This is a genomic window from Streptomyces sp. NPDC045287 (assembly GCF_056432325.1).
On record NZ_JBWKJG010000003.1, the window covers coordinates 195,159 to 213,212 of the forward strand.

Consider the following 18,054-nt stretch of genomic DNA (forward strand, 5'->3'; position numbering starts at 1 on the left):
CGGGTTTAGATGCCGCGCAGTCTCAAGAAGGGGCCCTTCGTCGACGACCACCTGATCAAGAAGGTGGACGCCCAGAACGAAGCCGGCACCAAGAACGTCATCAAGACCTGGTCCCGTCGCTCGATGATCGTCCCGGCCATGCTCGGCCACACGATCGCGGTGCACAACGGCAAGACCCACATCCCGGTGTTCGTCACCGAGTCGATGGTCGGCCACAAGCTCGGCGAGTTCTCGCCGACGCGCACCTTCCGGGGTCACGTCAAGGAAGACCGGAAGTCGAAGCGCCGCTAATCAGCGGGGTGAAAGACCATGACGAACGTGTCAGACACTGAAGGGACAACCATGGAAGCCAGGGCCCAGGCGCGGTACATCCGCGTCACGCCCATGAAGGCCCGCCGCGTGGTGGACCTCATCCGTGGCATGGACGCCACGGAGGCTCAGGCGGTCCTGCGTTTCGCCCCGCAGGCCGCGAGCGTGCCGGTCAAGAAGGTGCTGGACAGCGCCATCGCGAACGCCGCGCACAACTACGACCACACGGACGCCTCGTCGCTGTTCATCAGCGAGGCGTACGTGGACGAGGGCCCGACCCTGAAGCGGTTCCGGCCGCGCGCCCAGGGCCGCGCCTACCGGATCCGTAAGCGGACCAGCCACATCACCGTGGTCGTCAGCAGCAAGGAAGGAACCCGGTAATGGGCCAGAAGGTAAACCCGCACGGGTTCCGGCTCGGCATCACCACCGACTTCAAGTCGCGTTGGTACGCCGACAAGCTGTACAAGGACTACGTCAAGGAAGACGTCGCCATCCGTCGGATGATGACGTCCGGCATGGAGCGCGCCGGCATCTCCAAGGTCGAGATCGAGCGCACCCGTGACCGCGTCCGCGTGGACATCCACACCGCGCGCCCGGGCATCGTCATCGGCCGCCGCGGCGCCGAGGCCGACCGCATCCGCGGCGACCTGGAGAAGCTCACCGGCAAGCAGGTCCAGCTGAACATCCTCGAGGTCAAGAACCCCGAGGTCGACGCTCAGCTCGTGGCCCAGGCCGTTGCCGAGCAGCTGTCCTCCCGCGTCTCCTTCCGCCGCGCCATGCGCAAGAGCATGCAGTCGGCGATGAAGGCGGGCGCCAAGGGCATCAAGATCCAGTGTGGTGGCCGTCTCGGCGGCGCCGAGATGTCCCGCTCGGAGTTCTACCGCGAGGGCCGTGTGCCGCTGCACACGCTCCGCGCGAACGTCGAGTACGGCTTCTTCGAGGCCAAGACCACCTTCGGCCGCATCGGCGTGAAGGTCTGGATCTACAAGGGCGACGTCAAGAACATCGCCGAGGTTCGCGCCGAGAACGCCGCTGCCCGCGCCGGCAACCGCCCGGCCCGTGGCGGTGCCGACCGCCCGGCCCGCGGTGGCCGTGGTGGCGAGCGTGGCGGTCGCGGCCGCAAGCCGCAGCAGAACGCCGCTGCCGAGGCCCCCAAGGCCGAGGCCGCTGCCGCTGCTCCGGCTGAGAGCACCGGAACGGAGGCCTGACCGAAATGCTGATCCCCCGTAGGGTCAAGCACCGCAAGCAGCACCACCCGAAGCGCAGCGGTATGTCCAAGGGTGGTACGCAGGTTGCGTTCGGCGAGTACGGCATCCAGGCCCTGACTCCGGCGTACGTGACCAACCGCCAGATCGAGGCGGCTCGTATCGCGATGACCCGCCACATCAAGCGTGGCGGCAAGGTCTGGATCAACATCTACCCGGACCGCCCGCTGACCAAGAAGCCCGCCGAGACCCGCATGGGTTCCGGTAAGGGTTCCCCGGAGTGGTGGGTCGCGAACGTCAAGCCCGGTCGGGTGATGTTCGAGCTGTCCTACCCGAACGAGAAGATTGCGCGTGAGGCGCTTACCCGCGCTGCTCACAAGCTTCCGATGAAGTGCCGGATCGTTCGGCGCGAGGCAGGTGAGGCGTGATGTCGGCCGGTACCAAGGCGTCCGAGCTGCGCGAGCTGAGCAACGAGGAGCTTGTCGGCAAGCTCCGCGAGGCCAAGGAAGAGCTGTTCAACCTCCGCTTCCAGGCGGCGACCGGGCAGCTCGAGAACCACGGCCGGCTGAAGGCCGTCCGCAAGGACATCGCCCGGATCTACACCCTCATGCGTGAGCGTGAGCTCGGCATCGAGACGGTGGAGAGCGCCTGATGAGCGAGAACAACGTGACTGAGAAGACTGAAGCGCGCGGCTTCCGCAAGACCCGCGAGGGTTACGTCGTCAGCGACAAGATGGACAAGACCGTCGTCGTCGCCGTCGAGGACCGCGTCAAGCACGCCCTGTACGGCAAGGTCATCCGCCGTACGAACAAGCTCAAGGCGCACGACGAGCAGAACGCCGCGGGTGTCGGCGACCGCGTCCTCCTCATGGAGACCCGGCCGCTGTCCGCGACGAAGCGCTGGCGCGTCGTCGAGATCCTCGAGAAGGCCAAGTAATCACTTGAAGGGGTAACCCTTCAGGTTCGTTCCGCCAGGCTCGGCGTCCCGTGGGTTCGCCCACGGGCGCCGGGAACCGGCAGACAATCAGGAGATAGACGTGATCCAGCAGGAGTCGCGACTGCGTGTCGCCGACAACACTGGTGCGAAGGAGATCCTTTGCATCCGTGTGCTCGGTGGCTCCGGTCGCCGCTACGCGGGCATCGGTGACGTCATCGTCGCCACCGTCAAGGACGCGATCCCCGGTGGCAACGTGAAGAAGGGTGACGTCGTCAAGGCGGTCATCGTTCGCACCGTCAAGGAGCGCCGCCGCCAGGACGGCTCGTACATCCGCTTCGACGAGAACGCCGCCGTCATTCTGAAGAACGACGGCGACCCTCGCGGCACCCGTATCTTCGGCCCGGTCGGCCGTGAGCTGCGCGAGAAGAAGTTCATGAAGATCATCTCGCTCGCGCCGGAGGTGCTGTAAGCATGAAGATCAAGAAGGGTGACCTGGTCCAGGTCATCACCGGCAAGGACAAGGGCAAGCAGGGCAAGGTCATCGCGGCCTTCCCCCGTGAGGACCGCGTCCTGGTCGAGGGTGTCAACCGGGTCAAGAAGCACACCAAGGCGAACCAGCCGGGCCGCGCCTCGCAGGCCGGCGGCATCGTCACGGTCGAAGCCCCCATCCACGTGAGCAACGTTCAGCTCGTCGTGGAGAAGGACGGCAAGAAGGTCGTGACCCGCGTCGGTTACCGCTTCGACGAGAACGGCAACAAGATCCGCGTTGCCAAGCGGACGGGTGAGGACATCTGATGGCTACCACCACGACCCCGCGTCTCAAGACGAAGTACCGCGAGGAGATCGTCGGCAAGCTGCGTGACGAGTTCAAGTACGAGAACGTCATGCAGGTTCCGGGCCTCGTCAAGATCGTGGTCAACATGGGTGTGGGCGACGCCGCCCGCGACTCCAAGCTGATCGAGGGCGCCATCCGCGACCTCACCACGATCACCGGCCAGAAGCCGGCCGTCACCAAGGCCCGCAAGTCCATCGCGCAGTTCAAGCTGCGCGAGGGCCAGCCGATCGGTGCCCACGTCACGCTCCGTGGCGACCGCATGTGGGAGTTCCTGGACCGCACCCTGTCGCTCGCGCTGCCGCGCATCCGCGACTTCCGCGGTCTGTCCCCGAAGCAGTTCGACGGCCGTGGCAACTACACCTTCGGTCTCACGGAGCAGGTCATGTTCCACGAGATCGACCAGGACAAGATCGACCGGGTCCGGGGCATGGACATCACCGTGGTCACCACGGCGACCAACGACGACGAGGGTCGTGCCCTCCTCCGTCACCTCGGCTTCCCGTTCAAGGAGAACTGACCGTGGCGAAGAAGGCTCTGATCGCTAAGGCCGCCCGCAAGCCGAAGTTCGGTGTGCGCGCGTACACCCGCTGCCAGCGCTGCGGCCGGCCCCACTCCGTCTACCGCAAGTTCGGCCTGTGCCGCGTGTGCCTCCGTGAGATGGCTCACCGTGGCGAGCTGCCGGGCGTGACCAAGAGCTCCTGGTAATCAACCCAGTTGGGTTGATGCCAGGCTCTCGGTAAGCACCTGGTCGGCAGGGGCCCTTCTCCACATGTCGTAGGCTTGTGGGGTTGGGCGCCTGCCGCCCGTACGACTTACTACGCCGTAGGTCCCCGCACCGCACCCGTCCCGCCCATGAGCGGGGAGAGGGATGGCGCATACAGGAAACCCCGGCGAGAGAGGCCGAAGGCCAATTCATGACCATGACTGATCCGATCGCAGACATGCTTACGCGTCTGCGGAACGCGAACTCGGCGTACCACGACACCGTGACGATGCCGCACAGCAAGATCAAGTCTCACATCGCGGAGATCCTCAAGCAGGAGGGCTTCATCACGGGCTGGAAGGTCGAGGACGCCGAGGTCGGCAAGAACCTCGTCCTCGAGCTGAAGTTCGGCCCGAACCGTGAGCGCTCCATCGCGGGCATCAAGCGGATCTCGAAGCCCGGTCTCCGGGTCTACGCGAAGTCCACCAATCTGCCGAAGGTCCTCGGTGGTCTCGGCGTGGCGATCATCTCCACGTCGCACGGCCTCCTGACCGGCCAGCAGGCGCAGAAGAAGGGCGTGGGTGGGGAAGTCCTCGCCTACGTCTGGTAGTCGGGAACGGAGGAAAAGCCAATGTCGCGTATCGGCAAGCTCCCCATCACGGTTCCCGCCGGCGTGGACGTCACCATCGATGGCCGTACGGTCCAGGTGAAGGGCCCCAAGGGCACCCTGACCCACACCGTCGCCGCGCCGATCGAGATCGTCAAGGGTGAGGACGGCGTTCTGAACGTCACCCGCCCCAACGATGAGCGTCAGAACAAGGCCCTGCACGGCCTGTCCCGCACGCTGGTGGCCAACATGATCACCGGTGTGACCCAGGGGTACACGAAGGCGCTCGAGATCAGCGGTGTCGGTTACCGCGTTGCCGCGAAGGGCTCCGACCTGGAGTTCCAGCTCGGCTACAGCCACCCGATCCTCGTCGAGGCGCCCGAGGGCATCTCGTTCAAGGTCGAGTCGCCGACCAAGTTCTCGGTCGAGGGCATCGACAAGCAGAAGGTCGGCGAGGTCGCCGCGAACATCCGCAAGCTGCGCAAGCCCGACCCGTACAAGGCCAAGGGCGTGAAGTACGCGGGCGAGGTCATCCGCCGCAAGGTCGGAAAGGCTGGTAAGTAAGCCATGGCATACGGCGTGAAGATTGCCAAGGGCAAGGCCTACAAGGGCGCTGCTCTGAAGCGTCGCCACATCCGCATCCGCAAGAAGGTCTCGGGTACCGCTGAGCGTCCGCGCCTGGTCGTGACCCGGTCCAACCGTGGGATCACCGCCCAGGTCATCGACGACATCGCGGGTCACACCGTGGCGTCGGCGTCGACCCTGGACGCGTCCATCCGCGGCGGCGAAGGCGACAAGTCGGCCAAGGCCCAGCAGGTCGGCAAGCTCGTCGCCGAGCGCGCCAAGGCCGCCGGTGTCGAGGCTGTCGTGTTCGACCGTGGCGGCAACAGGTACGCCGGGCGCATCGCCGCCCTGGCGGACGCCGCCCGCGAAGCCGGCCTGAAGTTCTGAGCCGGTTCCGTAGCTCAGCGGAAAACGAAGAGAGGTAATTCCAATGGCTGGACCCCAGCGCCGCGGAAGCGGTGCCGGTGGCGGCGAGCGGCGGGACCGGAAGGGCCGTGACGGCGGCGCTGCTGCCGCCGAGAAGACCGCGTACGTTGAGCGCGTCGTCGCGATCAACCGCGTCGCCAAGGTTGTGAAGGGTGGTCGTCGCTTCAGCTTCACCGCGCTGGTCGTGGTGGGCGACGGTGACGGCACCGTGGGTGTCGGTTACGGCAAGGCCAAGGAGGTGCCGGCCGCCATCGCCAAGGGTGTGGAGGAGGCCAAGAAGCACTTCTTCAAGGTCCCCCGCATCCAGGGCACCATCCCGCACCCGATCCAGGGTGAGAAGGCCGCGGGCGTCGTCCTGCTCAAGCCGGCTTCCCCCGGTACCGGCGTCATCGCCGGTGGCCCGGTGCGTGCCGTGCTCGAGTGCGCCGGCGTTCACGACATCCTGTCGAAGTCGCTCGGCTCCGACAACGCGATCAACATCGTGCACGCGACCGTGGAGGCCCTGAAGGGCCTGCAGCGTCCCGAGGAGATCGCGGCCCGCCGCGGTCTGCCGCTCGAGGACGTCGCCCCCGCGGCCCTGCTGCGTGCGCGTGCCGGGGTGGGTGCGTAATGGCTCGCCTCAAGATCACGCAGACGAAGTCGTACATCGGCAGCAAGCAGAACCACCGCGACACCCTGCGTTCCCTTGGCCTCAAGGGCATCAACACGCAGGTCGTCAAGGAGGACCGCCCCGAGTTCCGCGGCATGGTGCACACCGTCCGCCACCTCGTGACGGTCGAGGAGGTCGACTGATCATGGCGGAGCAGAACCCGCTGAAGATCCACAACCTCCGTCCCGCCCCGGGCGCCAAGACCGCCAAGACCCGTGTGGGTCGTGGTGAGGCGTCGAAGGGTAAGACGGCCGGTCGTGGTACCAAGGGCACGAAGGCCCGCTACCAGGTTCCGGAGCGCTTCGAGGGCGGCCAGATGCCGCTCCACATGCGCCTCCCGAAGCTGCGGGGCTTCAAGAACCCGTTCAAGACCGAGTACCAGGTCGTGAACCTGGACAAGCTCGCCGCCCTCTACCCCGAGGGTGGCGAGGTGACGGTCGCCGACCTGGTCGCCAAGGGCGCGGTTCGCAAGAACCAGCTCGTCAAGGTGCTGGGTCAGGGCGAGGTCTCCGTGGCGCTGCAGGTGACGGTCGACGCCGTCTCCGGCTCCGCCAAGGAGAAGATCACCGCCGCTGGCGGGACGGTCACCGAGCTCGTCTGAGCCTCGGACTGACGTCATGGCCTGGTGAGGCGCCGCAGGGCGCTTCACCAGGCCATTCCCATGTTCCGGGCCCGGAGCCCGAGTTGGGGCCCCAGAAGCCCCGTACGGCCCGGTACGGGGGCTTCCGCACCCATACCGGCCCCCGTGCGCCGACCAGGGGCGCGCACGGGGCCGGGAGGCCGTCCGCGGGGCCCGCCGCGGCCGGTTCCGGCCGTCGCGCCGGGGCGGGGGAGCCGTCCCGCTTGCGGGTGAACGTGGGGGCGGGGGCGGAGGGCTGGCCGCCGGGTTCGGGCCGCGGGAGGTCACAGATGTTTCCCGTGTGCCGCATGGCCGGGTAGGGTGGCGCCATTAATCTTCGGGCGGCCTGTGCCAGCACAGTGCCGCCCTGCCAAGTAACCGCTGATTCTTCAAACCCGTCGCCTCTGACGCGCTAGCTCGGGGGTCGCAGGAGGCACCGTGCTCACCGCGTTCGCCCGGGCGTTCAAGACGCCCGACCTGCGTAAGAAGCTGCTCTTCACGTTCGGCATCATCGTGCTCTACCGGCTCGGTGCGCACATCCCCGTTCCCGGTGTGGACTACGAGAACGTCCAGCAATGTGTCAAGCAGGCCCAGCAGGGGAACAACAACCTGCTCGGCCTGATGGACATGTTCAGCGGTGGTGCCCTGCTGCAGATCACCATCTTCGCGCTCGGCATCATGCCGTACATCACGGCGAGCATCATCCTTCAGCTGCTGACCGTGGTCATCCCGCGGCTTGAGGCCCTGAAGAAGGAGGGTCAGTCCGGGCAGACGAAGATCACGCAGTACACGCGTTACCTGACCGTCGCCCTGGCCATCCTGCAGGGCACCGGCCTGGTGGCCACCGCCAAGAGTGGTGCGCTGTTCAGCGGCTGCAGCGTCGCCAGCCAGATCGTCCCCAACCAGTCGATCTTCACCATCGTCGTCATGGTGATCACCATGACCGCCGGCACGGCCCTCGTCATGTGGCTCGGTGAGCTGATCACCGACCGCGGCGTCGGCAACGGCATGTCGATCCTGATGTTCATCTCGATCGCCGCCGGCTTCCCCGGCTCCCTGTGGGCCATCAAGGAGAGCGGCAAGCTCGCCAAGGGCTGGATCGAGTTCGGCACGGTCATCCTGATCGGCTTCGTGATGGTCGCCCTGGTGGTCTTCGTCGAGCAGGCCCAGCGCCGGATCCCGGTCCAGTACGCGAAGCGCATGATCGGTCGCCGCTCGTACGGCGGCACCTCGACGTACATCCCTCTCAAGGTGAACCAGGCGGGTGTGATTCCCGTCATCTTCGCCTCGTCGCTGCTCTACATCCCGATCCTGATCGTCCAGTTCGCCGGCAACAGCACGTCGGGATGGTCTGCGTGGATTCAGCAGCATTTGGTGGACGGCAAGCCCATCCACACGGTGATCTACTTCTTCCTCATCGTGTTCTTCGCCTTCTTCTATGTGGCCATCTCCTTCAACCCCGAGGAAGTGGCCGACAACATGAAGAAGTATGGTGGCTTCATCCCGGGCATCCGGGCTGGTCGACCTACTGCTGAGTACTTGAGCTACGTGCTCAACCGGATCACTTGGCCCGGCTCGCTGTACCTGGGTCTGATCGCTCTTGTGCCGACGATGGCGTTGGCGGGCTTCGGCGGTGCGAACGCCAACTTCCCGTTCGGCGGGACGAGCATCCTCATCATCGTGGGTGTGGGGCTGGAGACCGTGAAGCAGATCGAGAGCCAGCTCCAGCAGCGCAATTACGAAGGGTTCCTCCGCTGATGCGAATCGTCCTCGTCGGACCACCCGGAGCCGGCAAGGGTACGCAGGCCGCGTTCCTTGCCAGGAATCTCTCGATTCCGCACATCTCCACGGGTGACCTGTTCCGGGCAAACATCAGTCAGGGCACGGAGCTGGGCAAGCAGGCCAAGGCGTACATGGACGCCGGCAACCTGGTGCCCGACGAGGTCACGATCGGGATGGCCAAGGACCGCATGGAGCAGCCGGACGCCGAGAGCGGCTTCCTGCTCGACGGCTTCCCGCGCAACGTCGCCCAGGCCAAGGCGCTCGACGCGACGCTCGAGGCCGCGGACATGAAGCTGGACGCCGTCCTGGACCTGGAGGTCCCCGAGGACGAGGTCGTGAAGCGGATCGCCGGCCGTCGCATCTGCCGCAACGACAGCGCGCACGTCTTCCACGTGACGTACTCCCCGCCGAAGCAGGAGGGCGTCTGCGACGTCTGCGGCGGCGAGCTGTACCAGCGCGACGACGACTCGGAGGAGACGGTCCGCACGCGGCTGGAGGTCTACCACACGCAGACCGAGCCGATCATCGACCACTACCGGGCCCAGGGCCTGGTGGTCACGATCTCCGCGCTCGGCAAGGTCGACGAGGTGACCGACCGGGCCATGGCGGCGCTGCGCGGCGAGCACGCCGCGTAGGCCCCGCCGGCCTGCGGTACGTCCCCGAGGTTCCGGCTCCGCCCGGACGGGGGCACCCGCGCACGTTCCGCGCTTCGGCCGCGGTGCCCTTCCCGGGTGCCGCGGCCGAAGCCGTTGGCGCGGGCCCGCCCGTATCGTGGTACCGAGAGCTTCCGCTCGACCGTCGAGAAGTCCGAGAAAGGCGTTTGCCGTCATGGTGCAGATCAAGACCCCGGAGCAGATCGCGAAGATGCGCGAGGCGGGGCTGGTCGTCGCGGCCATCCACGCGGCGACGCGCGAGGTGGCCGTGCCCGGCGCCACCACCAGGGACCTGGACGAGGCGGCGCGGAAGGTCCTCGCCGAGCACGGGGCGAAGTCGAACTTCCTGGGGTACGGCGGGTTCCCGGCGACGATCTGCACCTCGGTGAACGAGGTCGTGGTCCACGGCATCCCGAGCGAGGACGTCGTCCTGAAGGACGGCGACATCATCTCGATCGACGCGGGCGCCATCGTCGACGGCTGGCACGGCGACGCGGCGTACACGGCGTTCGTCGGGTCCGGACACGCGCCGGAGCTGCTGGAGCTGTCGCGGGTGACCGAGGCGTCGATGTGGGCCGGCATCGCCGCGATGAAGAACGGCAACCGGCTGGTGGACATCTCCCGCGCCATCGAGACGTACATCCGCCGGCAGCCGAGGCCGGGCGGCGGCAAGTACGGGATCATCGAGGACTACGGCGGCCACGGCATCGGCAGCGAGATGCACATGGACCCGCACCTGCTGAACTACGTGTCGCGCAAGCGCGGCAAGGGCCCGAAGCTGGTGCCCGGCTTCTGCCTGGCGATCGAGCCGATGGTGTCCCTCGGCACGCCGCGCACGGAGGTCCTGGAGGACGACTGGACCGTCATCACGACGGACGGCACGTGGTCCTCCCACTGGGAGCACTCGGTGGCCCTGACGGAGGACGGCCCCCTGGTGCTCACGGCCCCGGACGGCGGCAGGGCGAAGCTCGCGGAGCTGGGCGTCACGGCCGCCCCGGACCCCCTGGCCTGACGGCCTCCGGCCCGCCCGGTCCGACCCCGACCGAGCCGTCCCGGGACCGCCCGGGCGGGGTCGGGCTTAGCGATCTCGGAAGCTGGGGAGGCTGGGGGATTCGTCTTTTCGTAGGGGCTCGCGTAGACTGATGCGTCGGCTCTCGTATACCAGCGTGCCCGCACGCGGCAGCGAAAGTCGATCAAGGTAGCCGATTCGAAGGGCGAAGCGTGGCCAAGAAGCAAGGTGCCATCGAGATTGAGGGCACCGTGATCGAGTCCCTGCCGAACGCCATGTTCAAGGTGGAGCTCCAGAACGGTCACAAGGTCCTCGCGCACATCAGCGGCAAGATGCGGATGCACTACATCCGTATCCTCCCGGATGACCGGGTCGTCGTGGAGCTGTCTCCGTACGACCTGACGCGTGGCCGGATCGTCTACCGCTACAAGTAGATCTTGTCCGCGCCCCTCCCACGGGGTGCTGGCACTGACCCGGAGAACCTCACATCCCATGAAGGTCAAGCCGAGCGTCAAGAAGATCTGCGACAAGTGCAAGGTGATCCGCCGCCACGGCCGGGTCATGGTCATCTGCGACAACCTGCGCCACAAGCAGCGCCAGGGCTGACGCACGCCGACCTACACCTACCTGCACCTCGCAGCTCACGCGCGACGCAAGTAACCCGTACATACGCAGTGCCCGCCGGGCCATTCCGGCTGGCGACACCTCCGGCGGGGGCCGGGGACCTGGTCCGTACCTCGTACGGCGGCCAGAGAACGGCATTGCGGAAGACCCCCGAACACACAGGAGCCAGTGAATGGCACGCGTTTCCGGTGTTGACATCCCGCGCGACAAGCGCGTGGAGGTCGCACTCACCTACGTCTTCGGCATCGGCCGCACCCTGGCGAAGGAGACCCTCGCCGCCACCGGTGTGAACCCGAACACCCGCGTTCGTGACCTGTCCGAGGAGGACCTGGTCAAGATCCGCGAGTACGTGGACAACAACATCAAGACCGAGGGTGACCTCCGTCGCGAGGTCCAGGCCGACATCCGCCGCAAGGTCGAGATCGGCACGTACCAGGGTCTGCGCCACCGCCGTGGTCTGCCGGTCCGCGGTCAGCGCACCAGCACGAACGCCCGTACCCGCAAGGGCCCGCGTCGCGCCATCGCCGGCAAGAAGAAGCCGGGCAAGAAGTAGTCCGCAGCGGACGACTGTCCACGGTCTTCGCTGTAGGACCGACCACCTCCCGTAGGAGTTAAGAGATGCCCCCCAAGGGACGTCAGGGCGCTGCCAAGAAGGTGCGCCGCAAGGAAAAGAAGAACGTCGCTCACGGCCACGCGCACATCAAGAGCACGTTCAACAACACGATCGTTTCGATCACGGACCCGTCCGGCAACGTGATCTCCTGGGCCTCCGCCGGCCACGTCGGCTTCAAGGGCTCCCGCAAGTCGACTCCGTTCGCCGCGCAGATGGCCGCCGAGTCGGCCGCCCGCCGCGCGCAGGAGCACGGCATGCGCAAGGTCGACGTCTTCGTCAAGGGCCCGGGCTCCGGTCGTGAGACCGCGATCCGCTCCCTGCAGGCGACCGGCCTGGAGGTCGGCTCCATCCAGGACGTCACGCCGACCCCGCACAACGGCTGCCGCCCCCCGAAGCGGAGGCGCGTCTGACCCCAGGTGCGTCACGCACCTGCGGCTGATGTGAGGTTCGGGCGGAAAGACCCTTCCGGGACTTTCCGCCCGTACCCTTGCTGTATCCGAGGACGTCAAATAGCGGGCGTCCACGACTGAAGGAAAAGACCATGCTGATCGCTCAGCGTCCCTCGCTGACCGAAGAGGTTGTCGACGAGTACCGCTCGCGGTTCGTCATCGAGCCGCTGGAGCCGGGCTTCGGCTACACGCTCGGCAACAGCCTCCGCCGTACGCTCCTCTCCTCGATCCCGGGTGCGGCCGTCACGTCCATCCGCATCGACGGCGTCCTGCACGAGTTCACCACCGTGCCGGGTGTCAAGGAGGACGTCACCGACCTCATCCTCAACATCAAGCAGCTGGTCGTGTCCAGCGAGCACGACGAGCCCGTCGTCATGTACCTGCGCAAGCAGGGCCCGGGCCTCGTGACCGCCGCCGACATCGCCCCGCCGGCCGGTGTCGAGGTCCACAACCCCGACCTGGTGCTCGCCACGCTCAACGGCAAGGGCAAGCTGGAGATGGAGCTGACCGTCGAGCGCGGTCGCGGCTACGTCTCCGCCGTGCAGAACAAGCAGGTCGGCCAGGAGATCGGCCGCATCCCGGTCGACTCCATCTACTCGCCGGTCCTCAAGGTCACCTACAAGGTCGAGGCGACCCGAGTCGAGCAGCGCACCGACTTCGACAAGCTCATCGTCGACGTCGAGACCAAGCAGGCCATGCGCCCGCGCGACGCCATGGCGTCCGCCGGCAAGACCCTGGTCGAGCTGTTCGGTCTCGCCCGCGAGCTGAACATCGACGCCGAGGGCATCGACATGGGCCCGTCCCCGACGGACGCCGCCCTCGCCGCCGACCTCGCGCTGCCGATCGAGGAGCTGGAGCTCACGGTCCGCTCCTACAACTGCCTCAAGCGCGAGGGCATCCACTCCGTGGGTGAGCTCGTCGCCCGCTCCGAGGCCGACCTGCTCGACATCCGCAACTTCGGTGCGAAGTCGATCGACGAGGTCAAGGCGAAGCTGGCCGGCATGGGCCTGGCCCTGAAGGACAGCCCGCCCGGATTCGACCCGACCGCCGCCGCCGACGCCTTCGGCGCCGACGACGACGCGGACGCGGGCTTCGTCGAGACCGAGCAGTACTGATACCTGCCCGTGGGCGTCCGCCCGCGGGGCCCTGACACCGGTACCTGATACGGCCGGTGCAGATCACAAGGAGAAACACCATGCCGAAGCCCGCCAAGGGTGCCCGTCTGGGCGGCAGCGCCGCGCACGAGAAGCTGCTCCTCGCGAACCTCGCGAAGTCGCTCTTCGAGCACGGCCGCATCACCACGACCGAGGCCAAGGCCCGCCGCCTGCGTCCGGTCGCCGAGCGCCTGATCACCAAGGCGAAGAAGGGCGACATCCACAACCGTCGCCTGGTGCTGCAGACGATCACGGACAAGGGCATCGTCCACACGCTCTTCACCGAGATCGCCCCGCGCTACGCCGAGCGCCCGGGTGGCTACACCCGTATCACCAAGATCGGCAACCGTCGTGGCGACAACGCCCCGATGGCGGTCATCGAGCTGGTCGAGGGCGAGATCGCCAAGAAGGCGACCGTCGCCGAGGCCGAGGCCGCGACCAAGCGCGCGGTGAAGGAGGCCGAGGAGACCAAGGTCGAGGAGACCAAGGCCGACGACGCCGCCGAGGCCCCGGCCGAGGAGTCGAAGGACGCCTGAGCGTTCTGACGGCCACGGCTGACGGACGGGTCCGTCCCCTTGCGGGGGCGGGCCCGTCCCGTGTTGTTCCAGGTTTGAGAGGATCCTTCGCGTGAGCGATGAGGTGGAGCCCGGGTTCGTACGGGTGCGGCTGGACCTGTCGTACGACGGCAAGGACTTCCACGGGTGGGCCAAGCAGGCCGGCGGGCGGCGCACCGTGCAGGGCGAGATCGAGGACGCCCTGCGCACCGTCACGCGGTCCACGCGCACGTACGAGCTGACCGTCGCCGGCCGCACCGACGCCGGGGTGCACGCCCGCGGCCAGGTCGCCCACGTCGACCTGCCCGGGGAGGTGTGGGCCGAGCACCGGGACAAGCTGCTGCGGCGGCTGGCCGGGCGGCTCGCGCACGACGTGCGGATCTGGCGCGTCGAGGAGGCGCCGCCCGGTTTCAACGCGCGGTTCTCCGCGATCTGGCGCCGCTACGCGTACCGCGTCACCGACAACCCCGGCGGAGTCGACCCGCTGCTGCGCGGACACGTCCTGTGGCACGACTGGCCGCTGGACCTGGACGCCATGAACGCGGCCGCCGAGCGGCTGCTGGGCGAGCACGACTTCGCCGCGTACTGCAAGAAGCGCGACGGGGCCACCACCATCCGCACCCTCCAGGAGCTGCGCTGGGAGCGGCTGCCCGGCGGCGTGCTGGAGGCGACCGTGCGGGCCGACGCGTTCTGCCACAACATGGTGCGCTCGCTCGTCGGCGCGATGCTGTTCGTCGGCGACGGGCACCGGCCCGTGGACTGGCCGGCGAAGGTGCTGGCCGCCGGGGTGCGGGACTCGGCCGTGCACGTCGTACGGCCCCACGGGCTCACCCTGGAGGAGGTCGGCTACCCGGCGGACGAGCTGCTGGCCGCCCGCAACCGGGAGGCCCGCAACAGGCGGTCACTGCCCCCCGGCGGGCGCGGTGGCTGCTGCTGACGCCTGGGCACGACCGCGGGCGTAGATCTGGTTGAAGGTGAAACGGGCCAGGTCGTCGCTGGTCTTGAAGACGGCCGTGTCGGACGTGGTGACCTTCCGGCCGCTGGTGAAGCCGGCCTGGGTGAAGTACGCGTAGCGGCCCAGCGCGTTCGAGCGGCGCAGGCAGACCGTGGCGCGGCAGAAGTCCCCGACGCCGCCGCCGGCGAGCGGGGTGACGCCGCCGCGGGCGTCCTGCTTCGCCCCGAGGGCCTGGGACCGGTCGGCGAAGAGGGCGACGCCGACGGTGACGGCGACGCCGTCCCTCGTGTACGTGGCGCGGATGACGCGGGTGCAGCCGTGCCGCTGGAGGACCGCGCCGAGGCCGTCCTTGCCGGCGGACGCGCAGTTCGTCGTGGAGCTGGTGGCGCCCTTGGCGTAGACGCGGTCGCCGAAGGTGAGCTTCTTGCCGGGGAACAGGCTCTCCGCGCTGAGCGGGGCCCGGTCCTTGCCGGCCGAGGAGATGAAGTCCATCGGGTCCGGCGGGGGCGGCGGGGCGACGGAGGAGAACGACGGCTGCGGGCCGGCCCCGCCGGTCGGCAGTTCGGCGCCGCCGGGGAGCGTGGTGGCGGTGCCGCCGGTCCGGACGTCCGGGGCGTCGCCGTCGGTGGTGACGACCGCGACGGCGACGACGGTGGCGACGGCGGCCGTGGCGAGGACGCCGCCGCCCGCGACGAGCCAGCGCTTACGGCGCTGCCGTGCCTCGGACGCCTCGGCCAGGGCGCCCCAGTCCGGGGTGCCGTCGTTCCGGGCGCCGAACGGGGAGGCGGGCTGCTGCTGCCCGTACGGGGGCCGGCCCTGCCCGTAGGACGCCTGGTTCTGGCCGTACGGGGGCTGGCCCTGGCCGTACGGCGCCTGGTCCTGGCCGTAGGGCGGGTTCTGCGGCCCGCCCCCGTACGGGACGTGGCCGGAGCCGCCGTCCGGCTGGTGCGGCTCCTGCGGCCACTGCGGTCCCCCAAAGCTCATGCCGCGCATCCTAATCGGGTTGGGCGCGGGCCCGGTCGGCGGTCAGAATGCGGCCCATGGGACATCTGGAGGTCGCGCACCTGGAGTACTACCTGCCGGACGGGCGGGCGCTGCTCGGTGATGTGTCGTTCCGGGTCGGGGAGGGCGCCGTGGTCGCCCTCGTCGGTCCGAACGGCGCGGGCAAGACGACGCTGCTGAGGCTGGTCGCGGGGGAGGCGCAGCCGCACGGCGGGACGGTCGCGGTGAGCGGCGGTCTCGGGGTGATGCCGCAGTTCGTGGGGTCCGTGCGGGACGACCGCACGGTGCGCGACCTGCTCGTGTCGGTGGCGCCGCCGCGGATCAGGCAGGCGGCGGCGGCGGTCGACGAGGCCGAGCACCTGATCATGACGGTCGACGACGAGGCCGCGCAGATGCGGTACGCGCAGGCGCTCAGCGACTGGGCGGAGGCGCGCGGCTACGAGGCGGAGACGCTGTGGGACGTGTGCACCACGGCGGCGCTGGGCGTCCCGTACGAGCGGGCCCAGTTCCGCGAGGTGCGCACGCTCAGCGGCGGCGAGCAGAAGCGGCTGGTGCTGGAGGCGCTGCTGCGCGGCTCCGACGAGGTGCTGCTGCTCGACGAGCCGGACAACTACCTCGACGTCCCGGGCAAGCGGTGGCTGGAGGAGCGGCTCGGCGAGACGCGCAAGACCGTGCTGTTCGTGTCGCACGACCGGGAGCTGCTGGCGCGGGCCGCGCAGAAGATCGTCGCGGTGGAGCCGGGCCCGGCCGGGTCGGACGTGTGGGTGCACGGCGGCGGCTTCGCGACGTTCCACGAGGCGCGGCGGGAGCGGTTCGCGCGGTTCGAGGAGCTGCAGCGGCGCTGGGCGGAGAAGCACGCGCAGCTCAAGCAGCTGGTCCACACGTTGAAGAACAAGGCGGCGTACAACGACGGGCTGGCCTCCCGCTACCAGGCCGCGCAGACGCGGCTGCGGAAGTTCGAGGAGGCGGGGCCGCCGCCGGAGCCGCCGCGCGAGCAGGACATCCGGATGCGGCTGCGGGGCGGCCGGACCGGGGTGCGGGCGGTGGAGTGCCGGGGGCTGGAGCTCACCGGGCTGATGAAGCCGTTCGACCTGGAGGTCTTCTACGGGGAGCGGGTCGCCGTCCTGGGGTCGAACGGGTCGGGGAAGTCGCACTTCCTGCGGCTCCTGGCGGGCGACCCGTCGGTGGCGCACACCGGTGCGTGGAAGCTGGGCGCGCGGGTCGTGCCCGGCCACTTCGCGCAGACCCACGCCCATCCCGAGCTGGAGGGCCGGACGCTCGTCGACATCCTGTGGACCGAGCACTCCAAGGACCGGGGCGGCGCGATGTCGGCGCTGCGGCGGTACGAGCTGGAGCGGCAGGGCGACCAGCCGTTCGGGCGGCTGTCGGGCGGGCAGCAGGCGCGGTTCCAGATCCTGCTCCTGGAGCTGTCGGGGGCCACGGCGCTGCTGCTGGACGAACCGACGGACAACCTGGACCTGGAGTCGGCGGAGGCCCTCCAGGCGGGGCTGGAGGCGTACGAGGGGACGGTGCTGGCCGTGACGCACGACCGGTGGTTCGCGCGCTCCTTCGACCGGTACCTGGTCTTCGGGTCGGACGGCGTCGTGCGGGAGACGGCGGAGCCGGTGTGGGACGAGCGGCGGGTGGAGCGGAAGCGGTAGGCGGGGCGTGGGGCGGTGGTACGGGCCGGTCCGGGGCAGGTCCGGGGGCGTCGTTTTGACCCGCGTGGGGGACGCCGCGTATCCTTCTGGTTCGTTATGCGTATTGGCTTGCTCGATCTCACGTGAGAGGCCGTTACGCCGGTCCACCGGGCCGATGACCAGCGACCTGCACTCGGTTTGCGTCACCGACGTGTGGTCATGGCTGTCGTGATCGTCCGTGGTGGCCTTGACAGGACCCACTCACTGAAGAAGCGAAGGCTACGACCGTGCGTACGTACAGCCCCAAGCCCGGCGATGTCACTCGCCAGTGGCACGTCATTGACGCCCAGGACGTCGTCCTGGGTCGCCTGGCCTCCACCGCCGCCACCCTTCTCCGGGGCAAGCACAAGCCGATCTACGCGCCGCACGTCGACGCTGGTGACTTCGTCATCATCATCAACGCCGACAAGGTGCACCTGTCCGGCAACAAGCGGACCCAGAAGATGGCGTACCGCCACTCCGGCTACCCGGGTGGTCTGCGTTCCGTCCGCTACGACGAGCTCCTCGCCAAGAACCCCGAGAAGGCCATCGAGAAGGCCGTCAAGGGGATGCTCCCGAAGAACTCCCTGGGCCGTCAGATGCTCTCGAAGCTGAAGGTCTACGCGGGTGAGAACCACCCCCACGCTGCTCAGCAGCCGGTCCCGTTCGAGATCACCCAGGTCGCGCAGTAAGTCCGGCCACCCCCTAAGACGAAGAGAATCTGAGG

The 18,054-nt window shown here is 68.5% G+C and carries 29 protein-coding genes; 28 read left to right on the forward strand and 1 reads right to left on the reverse strand.

The genetic code is table 11. The features are described from left to right. Positions 1-9: 9 nt before the first annotated feature. The 26 genes from rpsS (at position 10) to truA (ending at position 14,628) form a co-directional block, all read left to right on the forward strand. Positions 10-291 carry a 30S ribosomal protein S19 gene (gene rpsS, locus AC07D6_RS06755; RefSeq protein ID WP_004984529.1) on the forward strand — a complete coding sequence of 94 codons (282 nt, stop codon included), beginning with the start codon at positions 10-12 and terminating at the stop codon, positions 289-291. 51 nt (positions 292-342) lie between these two features. Next, positions 343-690, forward strand: coding sequence for a 50S ribosomal protein L22 (rplV, locus tag AC07D6_RS06760; protein WP_028963907.1), 348 nt, complete (start codon positions 343-345; stop codon positions 688-690). Further along, positions 690-1,517: a 30S ribosomal protein S3 gene (rpsC, locus tag AC07D6_RS06765; RefSeq protein WP_023587025.1), complete on the forward strand. Its 828-nt coding sequence runs from the start codon at positions 690-692 to the stop codon at positions 1,515-1,517. The genes rplV and rpsC overlap by 1 nt, the downstream gene beginning before the upstream one ends. Positions 1,518-1,522: 5 nt before the next feature. Then, positions 1,523-1,942 carry a 50S ribosomal protein L16 gene (gene rplP, locus AC07D6_RS06770; RefSeq protein ID WP_017949658.1) on the forward strand — a complete coding sequence of 140 codons (420 nt, stop codon included), beginning with the start codon at positions 1,523-1,525 and terminating at the stop codon, positions 1,940-1,942. Then, on the forward strand, positions 1,942-2,166 hold the full coding sequence (gene rpmC / locus AC07D6_RS06775) for a 50S ribosomal protein L29 (protein ID WP_010473947.1): 225 nt from the start codon (positions 1,942-1,944) through the stop codon (positions 2,164-2,166). The genes rplP and rpmC overlap by 1 nt, the downstream gene beginning before the upstream one ends. Continuing rightward, positions 2,166-2,450, forward strand: coding sequence for a 30S ribosomal protein S17 (gene rpsQ, locus AC07D6_RS06780; protein WP_031129706.1), 285 nt, complete (start codon positions 2,166-2,168; stop codon positions 2,448-2,450). The genes rpmC and rpsQ overlap by 1 nt, the downstream gene beginning before the upstream one ends. A 100-nt stretch (positions 2,451-2,550) precedes the next feature. Further along, positions 2,551-2,919, forward strand: a complete 369-nt coding sequence (rplN, locus tag AC07D6_RS06785) for a 50S ribosomal protein L14 (protein ID WP_003956455.1) — start codon at positions 2,551-2,553, stop codon at positions 2,917-2,919. Positions 2,920-2,921: 2 nt separating this feature from the next. After that, positions 2,922-3,245 carry a 50S ribosomal protein L24 gene (gene rplX / locus AC07D6_RS06790; RefSeq protein WP_023587023.1) on the forward strand — a complete coding sequence of 108 codons (324 nt, stop codon included), beginning with the start codon at positions 2,922-2,924 and terminating at the stop codon, positions 3,243-3,245. Next, entirely contained in the window at positions 3,245-3,802 is a 558-nt protein-coding gene (rplE, locus tag AC07D6_RS06795) for a 50S ribosomal protein L5 (RefSeq protein ID WP_010473944.1), read from the forward strand. Before rplX ends, rplE begins: the two co-directional genes overlap by 1 nt. A 2-nt stretch (positions 3,803-3,804) precedes the next feature. After that, positions 3,805-3,990: a type Z 30S ribosomal protein S14 gene (locus tag AC07D6_RS06800; protein WP_003956452.1), complete on the forward strand. Its 186-nt coding sequence runs from the start codon at positions 3,805-3,807 to the stop codon at positions 3,988-3,990. A gap of 209 nt (positions 3,991-4,199) precedes the next feature. Then, the gene (gene rpsH / locus AC07D6_RS06805; RefSeq protein WP_010473942.1) at positions 4,200-4,598 is read left to right on the forward strand and encodes a 30S ribosomal protein S8; all 399 of its coding nucleotides are present in this window, start codon (positions 4,200-4,202) and stop codon (positions 4,596-4,598) included. A 21-nt stretch (positions 4,599-4,619) separates the two neighbouring features. Continuing rightward, entirely contained in the window at positions 4,620-5,159 is a 540-nt protein-coding gene (gene rplF, locus AC07D6_RS06810; protein WP_315876829.1) for a 50S ribosomal protein L6, read from the forward strand. A 3-nt stretch (positions 5,160-5,162) separates the two neighbouring features. After that, positions 5,163-5,546: a 50S ribosomal protein L18 gene (gene rplR / locus AC07D6_RS06815; protein ID WP_010473938.1), complete on the forward strand. Its 384-nt coding sequence runs from the start codon at positions 5,163-5,165 to the stop codon at positions 5,544-5,546. 43 nt (positions 5,547-5,589) lie between these two features. Next, positions 5,590-6,195, forward strand: a complete 606-nt coding sequence (rpsE, locus tag AC07D6_RS06820) for a 30S ribosomal protein S5 (RefSeq protein WP_023587021.1) — start codon at positions 5,590-5,592, stop codon at positions 6,193-6,195. After that, positions 6,195-6,377 carry a 50S ribosomal protein L30 gene (rpmD, locus tag AC07D6_RS06825; protein WP_010473936.1) on the forward strand — a complete coding sequence of 61 codons (183 nt, stop codon included), beginning with the start codon at positions 6,195-6,197 and terminating at the stop codon, positions 6,375-6,377. The genes rpsE and rpmD overlap by 1 nt, the downstream gene beginning before the upstream one ends. Positions 6,378-6,379: 2 nt before the next feature. After that, complete coding sequence (gene rplO / locus AC07D6_RS06830; RefSeq protein ID WP_315876830.1) at positions 6,380-6,835, forward strand: 50S ribosomal protein L15; 456 nt, start codon at positions 6,380-6,382, stop codon at positions 6,833-6,835. Between the two features lie 456 nt (positions 6,836-7,291). Further along, positions 7,292-8,611, forward strand: a complete 1,320-nt coding sequence (secY, locus tag AC07D6_RS06835) for a preprotein translocase subunit SecY (RefSeq protein ID WP_315876831.1) — start codon at positions 7,292-7,294, stop codon at positions 8,609-8,611. Continuing rightward, positions 8,611-9,270, forward strand: coding sequence for an adenylate kinase (locus AC07D6_RS06840; RefSeq protein WP_315876832.1), 660 nt, complete (start codon positions 8,611-8,613; stop codon positions 9,268-9,270). Before secY ends, AC07D6_RS06840 begins: the two co-directional genes overlap by 1 nt. Before the next feature lie 193 nt (positions 9,271-9,463). After that, positions 9,464-10,300: a type I methionyl aminopeptidase gene (gene map / locus AC07D6_RS06845; RefSeq protein ID WP_315876833.1), complete on the forward strand. Its 837-nt coding sequence runs from the start codon at positions 9,464-9,466 to the stop codon at positions 10,298-10,300. 209 nt (positions 10,301-10,509) lie between these two features. Then, on the forward strand, positions 10,510-10,731 hold the full coding sequence (infA, locus tag AC07D6_RS06850; protein ID WP_003956442.1) for a translation initiation factor IF-1: 222 nt from the start codon (positions 10,510-10,512) through the stop codon (positions 10,729-10,731). A gap of 58 nt (positions 10,732-10,789) precedes the next feature. Beyond that, positions 10,790-10,903 (forward strand): 50S ribosomal protein L36, encoded by a 114-nt coding sequence (gene rpmJ / locus AC07D6_RS06855; RefSeq protein ID WP_003956441.1) that lies wholly within the window; start codon positions 10,790-10,792, stop codon positions 10,901-10,903. A 190-nt stretch (positions 10,904-11,093) separates the two neighbouring features. After that, positions 11,094-11,474 (forward strand): 30S ribosomal protein S13, encoded by a 381-nt coding sequence (gene rpsM / locus AC07D6_RS06860; RefSeq protein ID WP_315876834.1) that lies wholly within the window; start codon positions 11,094-11,096, stop codon positions 11,472-11,474. 65 nt (positions 11,475-11,539) lie between these two features. Then, positions 11,540-11,944, forward strand: coding sequence for a 30S ribosomal protein S11 (gene rpsK, locus AC07D6_RS06865; RefSeq protein ID WP_003956432.1), 405 nt, complete (start codon positions 11,540-11,542; stop codon positions 11,942-11,944). A 131-nt stretch (positions 11,945-12,075) separates the two neighbouring features. Further along, complete coding sequence (locus AC07D6_RS06870) at positions 12,076-13,098, forward strand: DNA-directed RNA polymerase subunit alpha (protein WP_003956430.1); 1,023 nt, start codon at positions 12,076-12,078, stop codon at positions 13,096-13,098. Between the two features lie 80 nt (positions 13,099-13,178). Continuing rightward, positions 13,179-13,673 carry a 50S ribosomal protein L17 gene (gene rplQ, locus AC07D6_RS06875; protein WP_315876836.1) on the forward strand — a complete coding sequence of 165 codons (495 nt, stop codon included), beginning with the start codon at positions 13,179-13,181 and terminating at the stop codon, positions 13,671-13,673. Positions 13,674-13,764: 91 nt separating this feature from the next. Then, positions 13,765-14,628: a tRNA pseudouridine(38-40) synthase TruA gene (gene truA / locus AC07D6_RS06880; RefSeq protein WP_315876837.1), complete on the forward strand. Its 864-nt coding sequence runs from the start codon at positions 13,765-13,767 to the stop codon at positions 14,626-14,628. On the opposite strand, the gene AC07D6_RS06885 is transcribed toward truA, so the two are convergent. Beyond that, on the reverse strand, positions 14,593-15,630 hold the full coding sequence (locus tag AC07D6_RS06885; RefSeq protein ID WP_315876838.1) for a proline-rich domain-containing protein: 1,038 nt from the start codon (positions 15,628-15,630) through the stop codon (positions 14,593-14,595). The genes truA and AC07D6_RS06885 overlap by 36 nt on opposite strands. A gap of 56 nt (positions 15,631-15,686) precedes the next feature. Between AC07D6_RS06885 and AC07D6_RS06890 the strand changes: the two genes are divergently transcribed. Both AC07D6_RS06890 and rplM read left to right on the forward strand, forming a co-directional pair. After that, positions 15,687-17,309, forward strand: a complete 1,623-nt coding sequence (locus AC07D6_RS06890) for an ABC-F family ATP-binding cassette domain-containing protein (RefSeq protein ID WP_315876839.1) — start codon at positions 15,687-15,689, stop codon at positions 17,307-17,309. Positions 17,310-17,575: 266 nt separating this feature from the next. After that, a complete protein-coding gene (gene rplM / locus AC07D6_RS06895; protein WP_315876841.1) occupies positions 17,576-18,019 on the forward strand; it encodes a 50S ribosomal protein L13 in 444 nt (147 codons plus the stop codon). The last annotated feature ends 35 nt before the right edge of the window (positions 18,020-18,054 follow it).